Origin of the sequence: Actinomadura rayongensis (assembly GCF_009831215.1) — a bacterium.
In the GTDB taxonomy this organism is placed as follows: Bacteria; Actinomycetota; Actinomycetes; order Streptosporangiales; family Streptosporangiaceae; genus Spirillospora; species Spirillospora rayongensis.
The window spans coordinates 318,007-332,538 of sequence record NZ_WUTW01000003.1 but is presented as its reverse complement, the minus strand read 5'-3'; the positions used below and the strand labels follow the sequence as shown (position 1 = coordinate 332,538).

Annotated in this window: 13 protein-coding genes and 1 tRNA gene; 7 read left to right on the top strand and 7 right to left on the bottom strand. The window is 74.1% G+C overall.

Translation table 11 applies throughout. The features are described 5' to 3' along the window. Positions 1–179: 179 nt before the first annotated feature. The 3 genes from GQ466_RS18375 (at position 180) to GQ466_RS18365 (ending at position 3,693) form a co-directional block, all read left to right on the top strand. Positions 180–1,682: a N,N-dimethylformamidase beta subunit family domain-containing protein gene (locus tag GQ466_RS18375; RefSeq protein ID WP_161104190.1), complete on the top strand. Its 1,503-nt coding sequence runs from the start codon at positions 180–182 to the stop codon at positions 1,680–1,682. Positions 1,683–1,861: 179 nt separating this feature from the next. Beyond that, positions 1,862–3,040, top strand: a complete 1,179-nt coding sequence (locus tag GQ466_RS18370) for an MFS transporter (RefSeq protein WP_161104189.1) — start codon at positions 1,862–1,864, stop codon at positions 3,038–3,040. 17 nt (positions 3,041–3,057) lie between these two features. After that, positions 3,058–3,693, top strand: coding sequence for a DUF6875 domain-containing protein (locus GQ466_RS18365; protein WP_161104188.1), 636 nt, complete (start codon positions 3,058–3,060; stop codon positions 3,691–3,693). Here GQ466_RS18365 and GQ466_RS18360 read toward each other — a convergent pair. The 3 genes from GQ466_RS18360 to GQ466_RS18350 form a co-directional block, all read right to left on the bottom strand. Beyond that, positions 3,679–5,055, bottom strand: a complete 1,377-nt coding sequence (locus tag GQ466_RS18360) for a hypothetical protein (RefSeq protein ID WP_161104187.1) — start codon at positions 5,053–5,055, stop codon at positions 3,679–3,681. The two genes, GQ466_RS18365 and GQ466_RS18360, sit on opposite strands and share 15 nt — an antisense overlap. Positions 5,056–5,131: 76 nt before the next feature. After that, positions 5,132–6,070 (bottom strand): NADP-dependent oxidoreductase, encoded by a 939-nt coding sequence (locus GQ466_RS18355; RefSeq protein ID WP_161104186.1) that lies wholly within the window; start codon positions 6,068–6,070, stop codon positions 5,132–5,134. 49 nt (positions 6,071–6,119) lie between these two features. Then, complete coding sequence (locus GQ466_RS18350) at positions 6,120–6,752, bottom strand: class I SAM-dependent DNA methyltransferase (RefSeq protein ID WP_161104185.1); 633 nt, start codon at positions 6,750–6,752, stop codon at positions 6,120–6,122. 115 nt (positions 6,753–6,867) lie between these two features. Here GQ466_RS18350 and GQ466_RS18345 point away from each other — a divergent pair, with 115 nt between their 5' ends. Further along, entirely contained in the window at positions 6,868–7,377 is a 510-nt protein-coding gene (locus GQ466_RS18345; protein ID WP_337193531.1) for a VOC family protein, read from the top strand. 1 nt (position 7,378) lies between these two features. On the opposite strand, the gene GQ466_RS18340 is transcribed toward GQ466_RS18345, so the two are convergent. Further along, positions 7,379–8,611 (bottom strand): lipase family protein, encoded by a 1,233-nt coding sequence (locus tag GQ466_RS18340; protein WP_161104183.1) that lies wholly within the window; start codon positions 8,609–8,611, stop codon positions 7,379–7,381. Positions 8,612–8,818: 207 nt separating this feature from the next. Here GQ466_RS18340 and GQ466_RS18335 point away from each other — a divergent pair, with 207 nt between their 5' ends. Then, positions 8,819–10,069, top strand: coding sequence for a SpoIIE family protein phosphatase (locus GQ466_RS18335; protein WP_161104182.1), 1,251 nt, complete (start codon positions 8,819–8,821; stop codon positions 10,067–10,069). 73 nt (positions 10,070–10,142) lie between these two features. After that, positions 10,143–10,802: a hypothetical protein gene (locus GQ466_RS18330; RefSeq protein ID WP_161104181.1), complete on the top strand. Its 660-nt coding sequence runs from the start codon at positions 10,143–10,145 to the stop codon at positions 10,800–10,802. A gap of 199 nt (positions 10,803–11,001) precedes the next feature. On the opposite strand, the gene GQ466_RS18325 is transcribed toward GQ466_RS18330, so the two are convergent. The 3 genes from GQ466_RS18325 to GQ466_RS18315 form a co-directional block, all read right to left on the bottom strand. Further along, positions 11,002–11,074 (bottom strand) — tRNA-His (locus tag GQ466_RS18325). A gap of 67 nt (positions 11,075–11,141) precedes the next feature. Continuing rightward, positions 11,142–11,756: an oligoribonuclease gene (orn, locus tag GQ466_RS18320; protein ID WP_161104180.1), complete on the bottom strand. Its 615-nt coding sequence runs from the start codon at positions 11,754–11,756 to the stop codon at positions 11,142–11,144. A gap of 136 nt (positions 11,757–11,892) precedes the next feature. Beyond that, a complete protein-coding gene (locus tag GQ466_RS18315) occupies positions 11,893–12,531 on the bottom strand; it encodes a pyridoxamine 5'-phosphate oxidase family protein (protein ID WP_161104179.1) in 639 nt (212 codons plus the stop codon). A 68-nt stretch (positions 12,532–12,599) separates the two neighbouring features. Between GQ466_RS18315 and pdxR the strand changes: the two genes are divergently transcribed. Further along, on the top strand, positions 12,600–14,066 hold the full coding sequence (gene pdxR, locus GQ466_RS18310) for a MocR-like pyridoxine biosynthesis transcription factor PdxR (RefSeq protein WP_237418112.1): 1,467 nt from the start codon (positions 12,600–12,602) through the stop codon (positions 14,064–14,066). Positions 14,067–14,532 lie beyond the last annotated feature (466 nt).

The window sequence follows — 14,532 nt, the reverse complement described above, 5'->3', positions numbered from 1 at the left end:
GCCGTGCTCGCCCTGACGCTTTATCCGACCGGAGAGTCTTCTCCCCGCCTGAATTCGCGCGCCGGTCATGCGCCGGTCAGCGGCCGTTCTCCTTTTCCGGAAGCGGCCCGCCCAAGGAAGGGAAGCGCCGCCCGCCCGTGCGATGATTCCCCCGATTCGGGGGATCGGGGGAATCCATCATGCGCGCTCGACTCCTGGCGGCGAGCCTGGCCGTGCTCCTGGCGGGCGCGTGTTCCGCCACATCCGGCAAGGTCCCTGAACGGGCGCTCGTCCCGAAGGACGACACCGGGACGGTCGCCGAGAACGACCGTCCGGGAACGGCCGACTGGCGCGTCCGCAGAACGGGCGCCGAGCACGAGATCGAGGGTTTCGCCGACCGGGTGAGCGTCCTTCCGGGCGAGAACTTCCGCCTCTTCGTCTCCACCACGACGGCCCGTTTCTCCGCCCAGGCGTTCCGCATGGGCTGGTACGGCGGAAAGAAGGCCCGCGAGGTCTGGCATTCCGAAGAAACGGCAGGCGTGCGGCAACCGACCCCGAAGATCGACCCGAGGACCCGGACGGTCACCGCCCCCTGGAAGCCGTCCCTGACCGTCGACACCGCGCACTGGCCCGCCGGGGCCTACCTGATCAGGCTGACCGCCGCGTCCGGAGCGCAGCGCTACGTACCGGTGACCGTCAGATCCAAGGACACCGAAGGGCGCGTCGTCGTCCTCAACGCCACCACCACCTGGCAGGCGTACAACGCGTGGGGCGGTTACAGCCTCTACAAGGGGCCGTCCGGCGGCGACGGCGACCGCGCGAGCGGGGTCAGCTTCGACCGGCCCTACGACGCCAACGGCGCGGGCAAGTTCCTCACCTACGAGCAGTCGGCCATCGCGCTCGCCGAACGGCTCGGCGTCCCGCTGGCGTACGCGACCGACAACGACCTGCACGCCCGCGCCGGGCTGCTGGACAAGGCGCGCGGCCTGCTCACCCTCGGCCACGACGAGTACTGGTCGACGGCGATGCGCGACCACGCCACGAAGGCCCGCGACCACGGCGTCAACATCGCGTTCCTCGGGGCGAACGCCGTCAACCGGCACATCCGGTTCGCCGGGACGCGGCTCGGCCCCGACCGGCTGGTCATCTGCTACAAGGACGCGGCCACCGACCCGGTCGCCCGGACGAACCCGAAGGAATCCACGCAGGACTGGCGCCTGCCGCCCCATCCGCGCCCCGAGAGCGACCTCATCGGCATCCAGTACGTCTGCTTCCCGGCCGAGGGCGCGTTCACCGTGCTGCGCCCCGACTTCTGGATGTTCCGGGGCACGGGCGTCCGCGCGGGCACGCGCTTCCCCGGCCTGGTCGGCCCCGAGGCGGACGCGCTGAACCCCCTGGGCCCGACGCCCCGGCCCATCGAGATCGTCGCGCGGTCCCCGATGACCTGCGGGAACCGGCCGGACGTCTCCCACGCGTCGTACTACACCGTCCCGAGCGGCGCGGGCGTCGTCGCGACCGGCACGATGCGCTGGGTCTGCGGGCTGCGCGGCGCGGCCTGCGGCCACGGCGTCACCGACGCGGCCCGCGCGTTCGTGGCCGCGAGCACCGAGACGCTCGTCCGGGCGATGGCGGTCGGGCCGCTCGGCCGGGCGCACCCCGTCCACGACAACCTCAAGGACGTGAGGGACTCCCGCGCGGGGTGACACTCGCGTCGCGGGCCTGGCACGGGCGGCGTTCTCATGACTACACTGAGTGATCTCTTTGTCACTTCGCGTGGTTCGGGGTCGCGATGTCGCCGGAAGGAAACCAGACCATGACCAGGGCATTAGCGGTCCCGCACCGATCCGGCTGAGCGCGCGGGGCCGTGGTGGGGTACCTCGCATTGCTCCGGCGTCCACGGCCGTGCGCGCTGTGGACGGCCCAGACGTTCTCGGTCATCGGCGACCGGCTCTACATGCTGGCCGTCGCGTGGCTCGTCTGGGACGCGTCGCGCTCGGCGGCGCTGCTCGGCCTCGCCGCCGTCGCGGGCGGGCTGCCGTACGTCCTGGTCGGGACGGCCGGGCGCCGCGTGCTCCCGCGCCTGGCCTCGCTGCGCGCGCTCGCCGCCGTGGACGCGGTCCGCGCGCTGGTCGCCGTGGCGCTGCCGGTGTGGTGGACGGTCCGGGAACCGAGCGTCGCCGTCCTGTTCGCCGTCGCGGTGCTGCTCGGGACGCTCGGCGCGGTCTTCGAGCCCAACCTGAAGGCGCTGCTGCCCGGCTTCGTCGCCCCGAGCGAGATCCGCCAGGTGGTCGCGCTGCTGGACGCGGGCGCACGCGTCGCGCGGTTCGCGGCGCCGGGCGCGGCGGCCGTGCTCCTCGTCGTCGTCCCCGCCCAGACCCTCTACGCGATCGACGCCGCCACGTTCGTCGTGTCGGCGGCGGCCCTCGCGACCCTCGGCCGCGCCACGGCGCCCGCCGAAACCATGCGACCCGCCGCGCGGACCCGGCTCCCCGCGCTGCGCGGACGGCCCGAGCTGACCTGCGCCATCGCGGTCCACGGCGTCGCGACGCTGCTGACGACCGTCACGATCGCGCTGCCGATCCTCGTCACCGCGCGCTTCCACGCCGGCGCCTCGGCGTACGCGACCGCGTCCGCGTGCATCGGCGCGGGCGCGCTGCTCGGCAACGCGCTCGCGGGCCACCTGCGCTCGCTCGGCCGGTTCCCCGCGTCGTACTGCGCCGCGTGGGTCGCGTGCGGGCTGATGCTCGGCTCGCTCGGCCTGGCCCCGACCCCGCTCGCCCTCGACGCGCTGTGCGTCCTGCTCGGGATCACCACCCCGTTCATGTCGGTGATCCTCCAGACCGCGCTGTCGGCGTTCCCGCACGCCGACCGGATCCGGCTGATGAGCCTGGACGTCACGGCCGTCCGCGCCGGGGAGACCGCCGGAATGCTCTTCCTGCCCCTGCTGGCCTCGGCCGACGTCGCGGCCGGGTTCGTGCTCAGCGGCGCCGCCACCGCCGCCGTCGCGCTCGCCGGATGGGCCGTCGCGCCGTCCGCCCCGCGCCCGCTCACCGATCCGTGACCCGATGGAGGACCCCGATGGAGAAGACCCCCGACTGCACCGCCGCCGTCATGACATGGCTGCGCGACGAGATCGCCCGGCCGTCGCCCTTCCTCGGCCGGGACGGCGACGTGTGCCCGTTCATGCGCCCCGCCCTGGACGCCGACGCGATCGAGATCCGCGTCGAGCCCGCCGAGGACTGCGCCGACCCGGGCCGGCTCCAGGCGCTGGTCGGCCGGGTGATGGACGACTTCCTGCGCGGCGCCGGGGCCGACACCGCGCCGCGCCGCGCGCTCGCCGGGCTGGTCCTGGCGTTCCCGGCGGCCGGTCCCGCGGGCTGGACGGTCCTGGACGCCGCCTACCCGAGCCTCAAGGAGCAGGCCGTCGCGCGCGACTTAATGGTCGCCCAGTTCCATCCGCAGTGCGATGTCCGCGCCGTCCGCAACCCCGACCACCCGGTCGCGCGCGGCCCGGTCGCGGCGCTCGCGATGCGCCGGATGGCCCGGCACGACGTGCTGTTCCTGCACGAGCGCGCCGAGTGGTACCGCCGCTACGAGGCTCGGTTCGGGGCCGGGCCGGTCGTGCGCGACGCCGCGTCCGACCCGCTCATGCACGAGCTGTGGGTGCAGGCGCGGCGCCGCGTCGAGACGCCGGCGGACTCAGCGCAGGGGTGAGGGCACCGCGTTCCCCAGCGGGTGCGGGCCGAAGATCGCGTAGGCGCCGCCGCCGCGCGCCCCGTTGAGCACGGGCCCGGCGCTCATCCGCGCCGAGTAGCCGATCACCCGGCCGTCCAGGACGGGCGCGACCAGGTCGTGCAGGTAGGTGCCGTCGTCGGCGTCGACCGCGCCGGCCTGGACGCGCTCCTGGACGAGCCAGCCCCGGTGCGCCGTCACGATCCGCTCCCAGGCGTCGGGGTCGCACTCGGCGCCGAGGTGGACGTCCCGGCCGTGGAAGCTGTACGGCGCCTTGAGGACCAGCTCGTCGCGCCGCCGCAGCACCTCGGCCGCGTCGATGCCGTCGCCGAGCTTGCGACCGTAGGGGACGAGCGCGTCCAGGTGCGCAATCTCGGCCGGGTCGAACAGCCGCCGGAACCGGGGGTCCGACAGCGCGGCCAGGCACAGCTTGTTCTCCGCGACCCAGCGGGCGCCGAGCGGGTTGGGCGCGGCGATCGTCCCGTCCAGGAGGCGTGCGCAGAAGCGGTCCCAGCCGGGGACCTCGTCCAGCTCCATCGGGATGAACTTGAAGTAGCCGAGCCGGACGTCGCGGGCCGCGTCCGCGTCGTCGGCCCGGATGAAGACGGTCTCGCGCCCGCGCGCCGCGAGCTGCCGCGCGACGAGGTCCAGCTCGAACTTCGTGCTCTTGCTCGCGTGGAACAGCCCGATGGGACGTCCGTCGTCGGGCACGCCGCGCGACCGGCCGAAGCCGAGCAGCCAGTCGGCGAACCAGTGCTCGCCCTCGAACGGCGCGGGCGCGGGAGCCCACGCGGCGAGGACGGGCGCGAGCGACGACTCGCGCCAGAACCGGTTCAGCATCCCCGTGGAGATCACGCCGCCGGGGCTGCTCGGGTTGAACTCCAGCACGCGGGCCGTGCCGAGGGTGGCGCCGAGCAGGTCGAGGCGGCAGTAGTCGATCCCGAGGCGTCCGGCGGCCTGGCCGCGCATGATCCAGCGGTGCAGCGTCTCGGGGACGGCCAGGAAGTCCTGCAGTTCGGGATCGTCCGGATACGCCCGGACGAGCTTCTCCAGCGACCCGACCACGCTCTGGACGCGCCGCCGCAGCTCCGGCTCCGCGCGCGGGTGCAGCACCGACACCACGGGCCGGACGGGGAACGGCACGCGCGGCGCGCCCGGCTCGGAGATCTGCATCAGCGCCTCGTCGGCGACGCGCTCGCACACCTCGTCGTAGGCGGTCGCGAGGACCGGCGACGAGCCCGGCCGGCCGCTCATGCGCCGCCGGGGGTCCACCAGGGGCAGGTCGTCGGGCGCGGCCGGCGCCGGTTCGCCCACGTCGAGCCCTCGTACGCCGTGCTCCGTCATCTGCGCTCCCGTTCCGTGAACGTGCTGTCACACAGAGTTTAGGAGCGGTCACGCAGCGTGCGGAGTGGTTTCGGGGTCAGATGCGGATGACGGTCTTGCCGTCGGCGTGCCCCTTGCGGCTCTCGGCGAGCGCGGCCGGAGCCTCCTCCAGCGGCGGCTCCGCGTGGATCGCCACCCGCAGGTCGCCCGCCTCGACCAGCGCCGCGACGTGCTCCACCGCCGCCGTGCCGCCGCGCGTCTCGAAGTTGACGCCGCGCAGGCCCCGCGCGTCCATCGCGTCGGGGTTCACGGCGTGGACCGTCGACAGGTAGGTCCCGCCGGGCTTGAGCAGGCCCGCGACGTGCTCGGTCGCGGACGGGCCGTTGACCAGGTCGATGATCGTATCGACTTCGCCGTGCTGGGCCAGGACCTGGGCGTTCAGGTCGTCCTGGTGGTCCACGACGGTCGCGGCGCCGAGGTCGCGCATCCGGTCGGCGGCGTCCGGACGGGCCGTCGCGACGACGTCCGCCCCGCGCGCGGCGGCGAGCTGCACCGCGTTCTGCCCGACGCCGCCGGACGCGCCGATGACGAGGATCGTCTGGCCCTCGGCGATGCCGACGTCGTCCACCAGCTCGACCGCCGCGACGCCCGCCGTCGGGAGCGCGGCGGCCAGCACATAGGGCATCTCTTCGGGCATCACGGCGACCGCGTCGTCCGGCCCCGCCACGGTGAACTCGGCGTAGGTGCCCTGGCCCCGGACGGCGCCGTGGAACGCTCCGAACACGCGGTCGCCGACCTTGAGGCGCGTGTCGTCGGACCCGGCGGCCGTCACGACGCCCGCGCCGTCCGTGCCGAGGACCAGCGGGAACCGCACGTCCGGCACGTCCTTGCGCATCCCGTCGGCGATCTTCCAGTCCAGCGGGTTCAGGCCCGCCGCCACCAGCTCGATCTGGACCTCGCCCGGTCCCGGCTCGGGCTCCGGCAGGTTCATCAGCGACGGAGTCGCCCCGTACTCGGCCACGGTGATGGCTCGCATGGTGATCCCCCGATCCACGTGCGACGTGGCGCCGCGCCTACCCGTCGCGCTACCGGTTCATGCGCCGCGCCAGCAGGTGCGCCTGCGGGACGGGCTCCGTGCCTTCGGGCGCCCGGATCGTCCGGACCAGGACCGTGAAGCCCGCCGCTTCGAGCTGTGCGGTGACGCGGTCGGGGTCGAGGCGGTGGAAGACGAGCGGGAAGGGCCGGTCGAACGGCTGCTCGTACCGCTGCGGCTTCTCGCCGACCTGGAAGCCGACCATCAGGTGCCCGCCCGGCTTCAGGACGCGGTGGAACTCGGCGAACGCCGTGGGCACCGCGTCCGGGTCGACGTGGATGACCGAGTACCAGGCGAGCAGGCCGCCGAGCGCGCCGTCGGGGAGGTCCAGCGCGGTCATGGTGCCCTGGCGGAACGGGATGTCGGGGAACGTCCGGCTCGCGAGCGCGACCATCTCCGGCGACAGGTCGATGCCCGTCACGTCGCAGCCGAGCCCGCGCAGGAAGGCGGTCACGCGGCCGGGGCCGCTGCCGACGTCGGCGACCGGGCCGTCGCCGCGTGCCAGTTCGGCGAACAGGGCGAGCGAGGCCCGGTCGGCCCGACGGTCCTCCAGGACGGTGCGGAACATCTCGGAATAGGGGAGCGCGATGGCGTCGTAGGCGGCGCGCACGGAATCTTCGGGCATGGCCGACGACCGTACCGTCCCGGCCGCCGGGAATCTCGCCAAAAGCCGGTCATGGTGCGGCGTGACCTGGGACAATGGCGGTTCGGCCGGACGGGGGAACGGGGAGCATGCCAGCGTGTCCCGAGGCATCGACCACATCGGGGTGACCGTCCCGGATCTCGACGCGGCGACCCGGTTCTTCGTCGAGGCGTTCGACGCGGCCGTCCTGTACGACACGCTGCGCCGCGACGACGGCCCGGTCGGCGGGCCGGACACCGAGCGGCGGCTCGGCGTGCCCGCCGGGACGGCCGAGGTCGCCATCCGGATGCTCGCCCTCCCCAACGGGCCCGGCATCGAGCTGTTCGAGTTCCGGACGCCCCGGCGGCGCGACCCGGCCGTCCCGAGCGACCTCGGCTGGCAGCACGTCGCGTTCTACGTGGACGACCTCGACGCGGCGGCGGCGCGCGTCAGCCGGGCGGGCGGCATTCCGCTCGGCGATCCGCGTCCGCTGCCCGGGCCTGAGTCGGGTCCACGCAACCGGTTCTGGTACGCGCGGACGCCGTGGGGCGGGACGCTCGAACTCCTCACCTACCCCGACCCGCAGCCGTACGAAGAGACGACGGACCTGCGCCGGCACCGTCCGTGACTCAGCACGTCCCGGTGGCGGGCAGCCCGGCGAACCGGTCGCCGAGCCACGCCGCGACGTCGTTCGCCGCGAGGCCCGCGGTCTGGAAGTGGCCGCCGTCGTAGTCCGTGCGGTACCGGGTCGTGATACCCGCTTTGCAGTACGCGGCGGCCGTGGCGTCCTCGACGGACGTGGGGACGACCTCGTCCGCCGTCCCCCGGTACTGCAGGACGGGGAACGGCACGGTGTACTTCGCGCCCGACCCGCGGCGGCCGACGTTCACGCCGAGCCGCTGGTCGTCGATGATCTGACCCCACGTCCGCCCGTCGGGGCCGTCGAGGTCGTAGAGGCGGTCCAGGGTCAGGCGGCCCGCGGTGATGTCCTCGATCTTGGCGAAGTAGAAGCCGGAGAGCGCGGCGGGCAGGCAGGTCGTCCGGACGTCCGCCATCGCCGCGCGGCCCCGGTCGTCGAGCAGTTCGGTGAACGGCATCGACGGGTAGGCCGCGCTCAGCCCCGCGACGGCCTCGGCGAGCAGGCCCGCGAACAGGCCGCCGTCCAGCGCGGCGGCGGTCGTGCGCAGGTCGCCGGGGACGCCGCCCGCCGCCGCGCCGACGACGTTGACGTCCGGCGCGTACGAGGTCGCGAGCTGCGCCGCCCACAGCGCCGCCGCCCCGCCCTCGGAGTACCCGGCGAGGCCGACGGCCGCCACGGGGACCAGGCCCGTGCCGGGGAGCCGGAACGCCGTCCGGGCCGCGTCCAGCAGCGCATGGCCCGCGTTGACGCCCGCCAGGGACGTGTGCGTCTGGCCCTTCAGGAAGCCGACGCCGTCCGTCGCGGCGACCGCGTAGCCGGCCCGCAGGTAGGGGGCCAGGTCCGTCCCGGGCCCGCGCGACGGAGCGCAGGCGGTGCCGAGGCCCGTCGCGGCGGACGCGTGCGCGACGACCGGGCGCACGCCGGGGCCGGTCCACGGGGCGTCCGGGACGGCGATCGTCCCCGACACCGCGATCTTCTGCCCGCGCAGGTCCGTCGACACGTACTGCACCTGCCACGCGTGGGCCTTCACGCCCGCGCGCAGCGTCACCGTCCGGCACGCGAGGACTTCGCCCGGGTCGCCGATGATCGCCTCCGGCGGCGTCATGACCTCCTCGGCGCCCGCGCGGCACACGGGCGCGGCGGCGGCCGGCACCGCCGCGGCCAGCGACGACCCGGCGGCCAGCGCGAGGGCGAGGACCGCCCGGCCGAGTCTGCGTCTCATCGTCTCTCCACGGGAGCGGGACCGGAGGGGTGGATCCGGTCAGAGGAAAACGGTCGCCCGTAAGCCGGGCGCACGGCTAGTGACGTCCGCGCACGAGTGGATCCCGCAAATGTGCGGACGAGTGAGGAAAACGTGGCGTTCCCCGGGAGCGTGGAGCGTCGTTTGAGGCGACGGCCGAGCAGGAAGGACAGGGAAGGGGGATACGAGATGGCATCGGAGCTCGATTACGCGGACATCTTCCTCGCGACGCCCAACCCGTACATGGTCCTCGGCACCGACTTCGTGATCAGGTGCGTCAACCGGGCGTACACGCAGCTCACCGGGCTGCCGCGCGAGGAGCTGGTGGGCAGGCACATCTTCGAGGCCTTCCCCGCCAACCCCGCCGACCCCGGCGCCGTCGGGGCGCGCAACCTCGACACCTCGCTGCACCGGGTGCTCGCCACCGGACGGCCGGACACGATGGGGCTCCAGCGCTACGACGTCCCGATGCGCGACGCGTCGGGGAAGGCGATGGAACGCTGGTGGTCCGGCTACAACACGCCGATCTTCGGGTCGGACGGGACGATCACCGGCATCCTGCACCGCGTCGAGGACATGACCGAGTTCGCCCGGTACGGCACGGACACCCCCATCCTGGCCGGCGAACCGGGCGAACCCGGCTCCGAACCCGCGCTGGCCGAGGGGGAGCGGTTCGAGCGGGCGCGGGAGCTGCTGCGCCTGAACGAGGAGCTGCAGGAGGCGCACGCGCGGGAACGGGAGGTCGCCGTGACGCTCCAGGAGGCGATGCTGCAGGCGCCCGACCTGGCCCGGCACCGCGACATCGCCGTCCGGTACCGTCCGGCCGCCGGGGCGCTCAACGTGTGCGGCGACTGGTACGACGTCGTGGACCTCTCCCCGGACCGCTTCTCCGTCGGCATCGGCGACGTCGTCGGCCACGGCCTGGAGGCGGCGTCCGTCATGGGCATGCTGCGCAGCGCCCTGAGCGCCGCCGTCCGCGCCCTCCAAAGCCCCGCGCAGGCGTTGGACGTCCTAGGCCTCTACGCCCGCTCCCTAGAGGGCGCAATGGCGACAACAGCCGCAAAGGTCCTGATCGACACCAGCAGCGAGGTGATCACCTACAGCAGCGCGGGCCACCCGCCGCCGGTACTCGTCCACGCGGACGGTACCCACGAACTCCTCGACCAGGCCACCGACCCGGCCCTAGGCGTCCGCATCAAGGACGTCCCACAACCCCAGGCCAGCCTCGCCTACGGCGCCGACGACACCCTCGTCCTCTACACCGACGGCCTCATCGAACGCCGGAACGAGGACATCGACGTCGGCCTGACCCGCCTCACCGACGCCGTCACCGAAGGCCGCACCCTCCCCGCCGAAGACCTCGCCGACACCCTCCTCGACCGCCTCGTCCCCGCCACCGGCGCCGCCGACGACATAGCCCTAGTCGTCGTCCGCCTCTAAGTCCCGCCCGAAGGTCTTGCACACGCGGTTGTGCAACCCTGGTCGCTTTCTGCCGGGCGGACTGGAAAGCGGAATGGACGACGAGGACCCGTACGAGAACTGGCGCTCGGCGATGGCGCGCCTGGTGGGAAGCACGGACGACCTGATCCGCTGGCAGGACCGCCGCTACCGGTTCGCCCACGAGATCGGCCGCCTCCTGACCGAGCCGTCCGGCGATCACCCGGCAGTCGACGGAGCCGTGCTCTACGGCGTCTACGTCTCCGGAGTCGGCCTCGCCTACGTGGGCCAGACCGGTGACGCCCGACGACGGCTCCGCGACCTGCCGATCGGCGAGAGCCATCACCTGGGCATGACGGTGCCGCCGGAACTCTGGGAGAAGATCGTCGTCGTCCGCTGGCCCCTGCTCGTGGACGCCCTGCCGCAGACGCCCCGCCGCACGGTGACCGGCCTGGACCCCGAGGTGGTCGGCCTGGCACTGGAACATCTCGTCCAGGTCGAACACCGACCTCCGCTGAACGCCCGAAGCCGCGGCGCCGACGGCACCTGGCGCGAGCGCCGCGTCACCGCGAGCCGATCCCGCGGCGCCCTGCACGCCCACATGGTCCAGCCCCTCCACGAACTGGTCCGCGACGCTTGGCAAACCCTGTCCACGCCGCCCCCGCCCGCGCCCGCACCGTCCATACGGACGACCTCGACAGGCCGCGTCGTGTATCCGTCGGCAAGAACAACGTGATGCGGACGAGCCCGCCACGTCGAAGGGCCCGGCTGCCCGCACGGTGACCAGGCCCTTCACGGGAGCGCGGCGCAGAAGCGCCCCGCTGCACGGCCGCCTGCTGAGTGTCGGCCGTCATCGCGCCTGCGGGGGCACCGGGCCAAGAACGCGAAGAGGGCCCGGTCGTGACGACCGGGCCCTCTTCGTTTTGTTCACTCGGGGTGAGTGAGGGGACTTGAACCCCCGACATCTTGGACCACAACCAAGTGCTCTGCCAGCTGAGCTACACCCACCGTGGCCGCCGTGTTCGCGGCTTCCAGTAGTGTAGCGGCTCCGGTGGGGTGGTGCGCCACCGCGTTTCTAGGCCGGGCGGGGTGTGGCGGCGATGGCTTCGGCGGCCAGGGCGCGGGCCGTCTCGGAGTCCGGGCCGGGCTGTGGGACGAAGACCGATGAGCGGTAGTAGCGCAGCTCCTGGATGCTTTCGGTGATGTCGGCCAGTGCGCGGTGGCCGCCCTTTTTGGCCGGGCTCGCGAAGTAGGCTCGGGGGTACCAGCGGCGCGCCAGCTCCTTGATGGAGGAGACGTCCACCATCCGGTAGTGCAGGTGCGCGTCCAGGGCGGGCATGTCGCGGGCCAGGAACGAGCGGTCCGTCGCGATCGAGTTGCCGCACAGCGGCGCCTTCTTCGGGTCCTTCACGAAGCGCTTCACGTAGGCGAGGACCTCGGCCTCGGCGTCGGCGAGCGGGACGCCGCCCGGCAGGGCGTCCAGCAGCCCGGACGCGGTGTGCATGTCCCGGACGACCTTCGTCATCTGCGCCAGCGCGGCGTCCGGCGGCCGGATGACGATGTCGATGCCCTCGTCGAGAATCGTCAGCTCGCTGTCGGTCACGAGCACCGCTATTTCGATCAGGGCGTCGTTCTGCAGGTCGAGACCCGTCATCTCGCAGTCCACCCACACGAGTTTCTCGTTCGTCATGCGCCCTCTCACCTGCGACGATCCTCTGCCGTGCCGCGACGGCGGGGACCGGGCGCACGCCCCGGCCCGGCGTCGGCGGACATGGTCACCAGGCCAGGTTATGCCTCCGCCGAACCGGGAGCGGCCGTGCCGGGCGTCAGGCGCCCGAAAGCGCGGCGGGCAGGGGCGTTCCGGGGCGCAGCAGCGGGTCGGGGGACGGGTCGCCGAGGACGGTCCGGACGGGCACCACGCCCGCCCACGCGTCCAGCGCTAGGTCCGCCTCGTCGTCGTTCGGCGGGCCCTGCCGCGTCTTGACCGACGCCTCGGCGAGGGACAGCGCGAGGACGGCCGTCGCGGCGAGTTCCTTCGCGGACGGCTCGCGCGCCTCGTCCCAGCGGCCCGGCACCAGGTTCTCGACGATCGCGCGGAGTCCGGCGAGCTTCTCGGCCCGGTCGGTGACGGTCCGGGGCGTGCCGAAGATCAGCGCGCTGCGGTAGTTCATCGAGTGGTGCATCAGCGAGCGGGCGAGGACGAGGCCGTCCAGCAGCGTCACGGTCACGCACACGTCGGCCGTCGCGCCGCGCATGCTCACGGCGCCGGTCGAGCCGTGCAGGTAGAGGGTGTCGCCGGCGCGGCCGTAGGCGGTCGGGATGACGCGCGGGGTCCCGTCGATCGTCACGCCGAGGTGGCAGATGCGGCCCTCGTCCAAGATGCGGTACAGGGCCTCGCGCGAAACGGATCCGCGTTCCGGAAGGCGGCGGATGCGGGTCCGTTCGGTCGGTGAAAGCGGCGTCATGACGGTTACGCTAGAACCCGAGTGGCCTGGCCAGTAGAGCCACTTAACACCGATAAGGGGAGACCACTTTGCTGCCCGTCACGGTCGACCGCGCGGACGCGACGCCGCTGCGGACCCAGATCGTCCGGCAGCTCCGCGCCGCGATGCGCGACGGACGGCTCGTCGCGGGGGAGCGCCTGCCGTCCGGCCGGGCGCTCGCGGCCGAACTCGGCGTCAGCCGGACGGTCGTCACCGAGGCCTACGAACAGCTCTACGCCGAGGGCTGGATCGAGGGACGGCACGGCTCGGGCACCTACGTCACCGACGTCGTCCCCGCCCCTGAGACGAACGACCCGATCCAGGAACAAATCCCCTACTCGGGACGCATCGCCCCACCGGGCACGATCGACCTCAGACCCGGCACCGCGTTCGCCGACGCGCTGGACACCCCCGCCTGGCGGCGCGCGTGGCGGCTCGCCGCGACCGCGCAGGCGAGCGAGCGCTCCGACCCGCACGGCCTGCCCGGGCTGCGCGCCGAACTGGCCGCCTACCTGCGGCGCGGCCGGGGCGTCGCGTGCGCGCCCGGCCAGATCGTCGTGACCAGGGGCGCGACGAACGCGCTCGCGCTCGCCGCCGCCGCGCTGCTGAAACCGGGTCAGCGCGCGGGCGTCGAGGAGCCCGGCTACGGCAAGGCCCGGGCGGCGCTGGCGGCGCGCGGGCTGGAGGTCGTGCCGTGCCGCGTGGACGACCACGGACTCGTCGTCGCCGACCTGCCCGACGACCTCGCGCTCGTCTACACGACCCCGGCGCACCAGTTCCCGCTCGGCGGCGTCCTGCCGGTGCCGCGCCGACAGGCGCTCGTGGCGTGGGCGCGGCGCACCGGCGCGCTGATCGCCGAGGACGACTACGACGGCGAGTTCCGCTTCGACGTCGGCCCGCTGCCCGCCCTGCACGGCCTCGATCCGGACGTCGTCCTCTACCTCGGCACGACCGCGAAGATGCTCACCGCGCGGATGGGCCTCGGCTGGCTGGTCGCGCGGCCCGACCTCGCCGCCGCCGTCGCCCGGCACCGCGACCGGGTCAACGACCGGACGTCCGCGCTGGCCGAGGAGGCGCTGCGCGTGCTGCTGGAGCGCGGCGACCTCGAACGCCACGTCCGGCGCGTCCGGGCCGAGTACGCGCGCCGCCGCGCGGTCGTCACCGAGGAACTGCGCGGGCTCGACGTGCGGGGCAGCACGGCGGGCCTGCACCTGGTCGTCGCGCTGCCCGCCGGGCAGGCCCGCCGGGTGCGGGACGAGGCCGCCGCGCGGGGCGTGCTCGTGGACGTCCTCGACCGGTACCGCACCGAGCCCGCCGACGGCGGCGGGCTCGTCATCGGCTACGGCGCGGCGGCGTCGGCGGACGAGCTCAGGACCGGATGCTCGCTGGTGCGGGCGCTGGCACGGCCGGAACCGCCGCCAGGTCGCCGGCCAGCCGGGGCACGGGGAGCCGGGGCGCGCGGTCCTCGCGGGGCAGCGGACGCGGCAGCGGCGCGACCGGCGTCTCCGGACCGGTGACGCGCCGGATGTCGATGCCGCCCGGGTCCGGCCGTTCCGGTCCGGGCACCTGCGACGCGCCGAAGTGGCCGCCGCGCGCCCACGCCCGCCGGTCGCGCCGGGCCTGGTAGGACTGCGGCGGGGGCAGCGGCGGCCCGGCGGGCCAGCGGCGCGCGACGCCCCAGCCGTCCAGCCAGGTGAGGATCGTGTCCAGGCCGGTCAGCGGGGTCGCGGTGAACGGCTCGTGCGCGGACCCGACGACCATGATCTGCAGGCAGGCCCGGCCCTCCCGGCCCGCCGCGCCGATCGTCCCCGCCGCCCGGGTCGCCGGGACGAGCTGGACGATCTCCCCGGTGCGCGGGTTCCACACGAGGTGCGCGGGCCGTCCGGCGCGGACGAGGTCGGCGGCGACCGACCGGGCCGACACCACCCGCGCGTCGGAGTCGCTGGCCAGCCACACCGCGCGCGGGGCGCCGCCCCGCAGCGG

Coding starts and splice junctions, on each gene's coding strand:
- GQ466_RS18340 (WP_161104183.1), bottom strand. CDS start 8,611: ATGAGACGCAGACTCGGCCGGGCGGTCCTCGCCCTCGCGCTGGCCGCC.
- GQ466_RS18335 (WP_161104182.1), top strand. CDS start 8,819: ATGGCATCGGAGCTCGATTACGCGGACATCTTCCTCGCGACGCCCAAC.
- GQ466_RS18365 (WP_161104188.1), top strand. CDS start 3,058: ATGGAGAAGACCCCCGACTGCACCGCCGCCGTCATGACATGGCTGCGC.
- GQ466_RS18355 (WP_161104186.1), bottom strand. CDS start 6,070: ATGCGAGCCATCACCGTGGCCGAGTACGGGGCGACTCCGTCGCTGATG.
- GQ466_RS18375 (WP_161104190.1), top strand. CDS start 180: ATGCGCGCTCGACTCCTGGCGGCGAGCCTGGCCGTGCTCCTGGCGGGC.
- GQ466_RS18360 (WP_161104187.1), bottom strand. CDS start 5,055: ATGACGGAGCACGGCGTACGAGGGCTCGACGTGGGCGAACCGGCGCCG.
- orn (WP_161104180.1), bottom strand. CDS start 11,756: ATGACGAACGAGAAACTCGTGTGGGTGGACTGCGAGATGACGGGTCTC.
- GQ466_RS18350 (WP_161104185.1), bottom strand. CDS start 6,752: ATGCCCGAAGATTCCGTGCGCGCCGCCTACGACGCCATCGCGCTCCCC.
- GQ466_RS18330 (WP_161104181.1), top strand. CDS start 10,143: ATGGACGACGAGGACCCGTACGAGAACTGGCGCTCGGCGATGGCGCGC.
- GQ466_RS18315 (WP_161104179.1), bottom strand. CDS start 12,531: ATGACGCCGCTTTCACCGACCGAACGGACCCGCATCCGCCGCCTTCCG.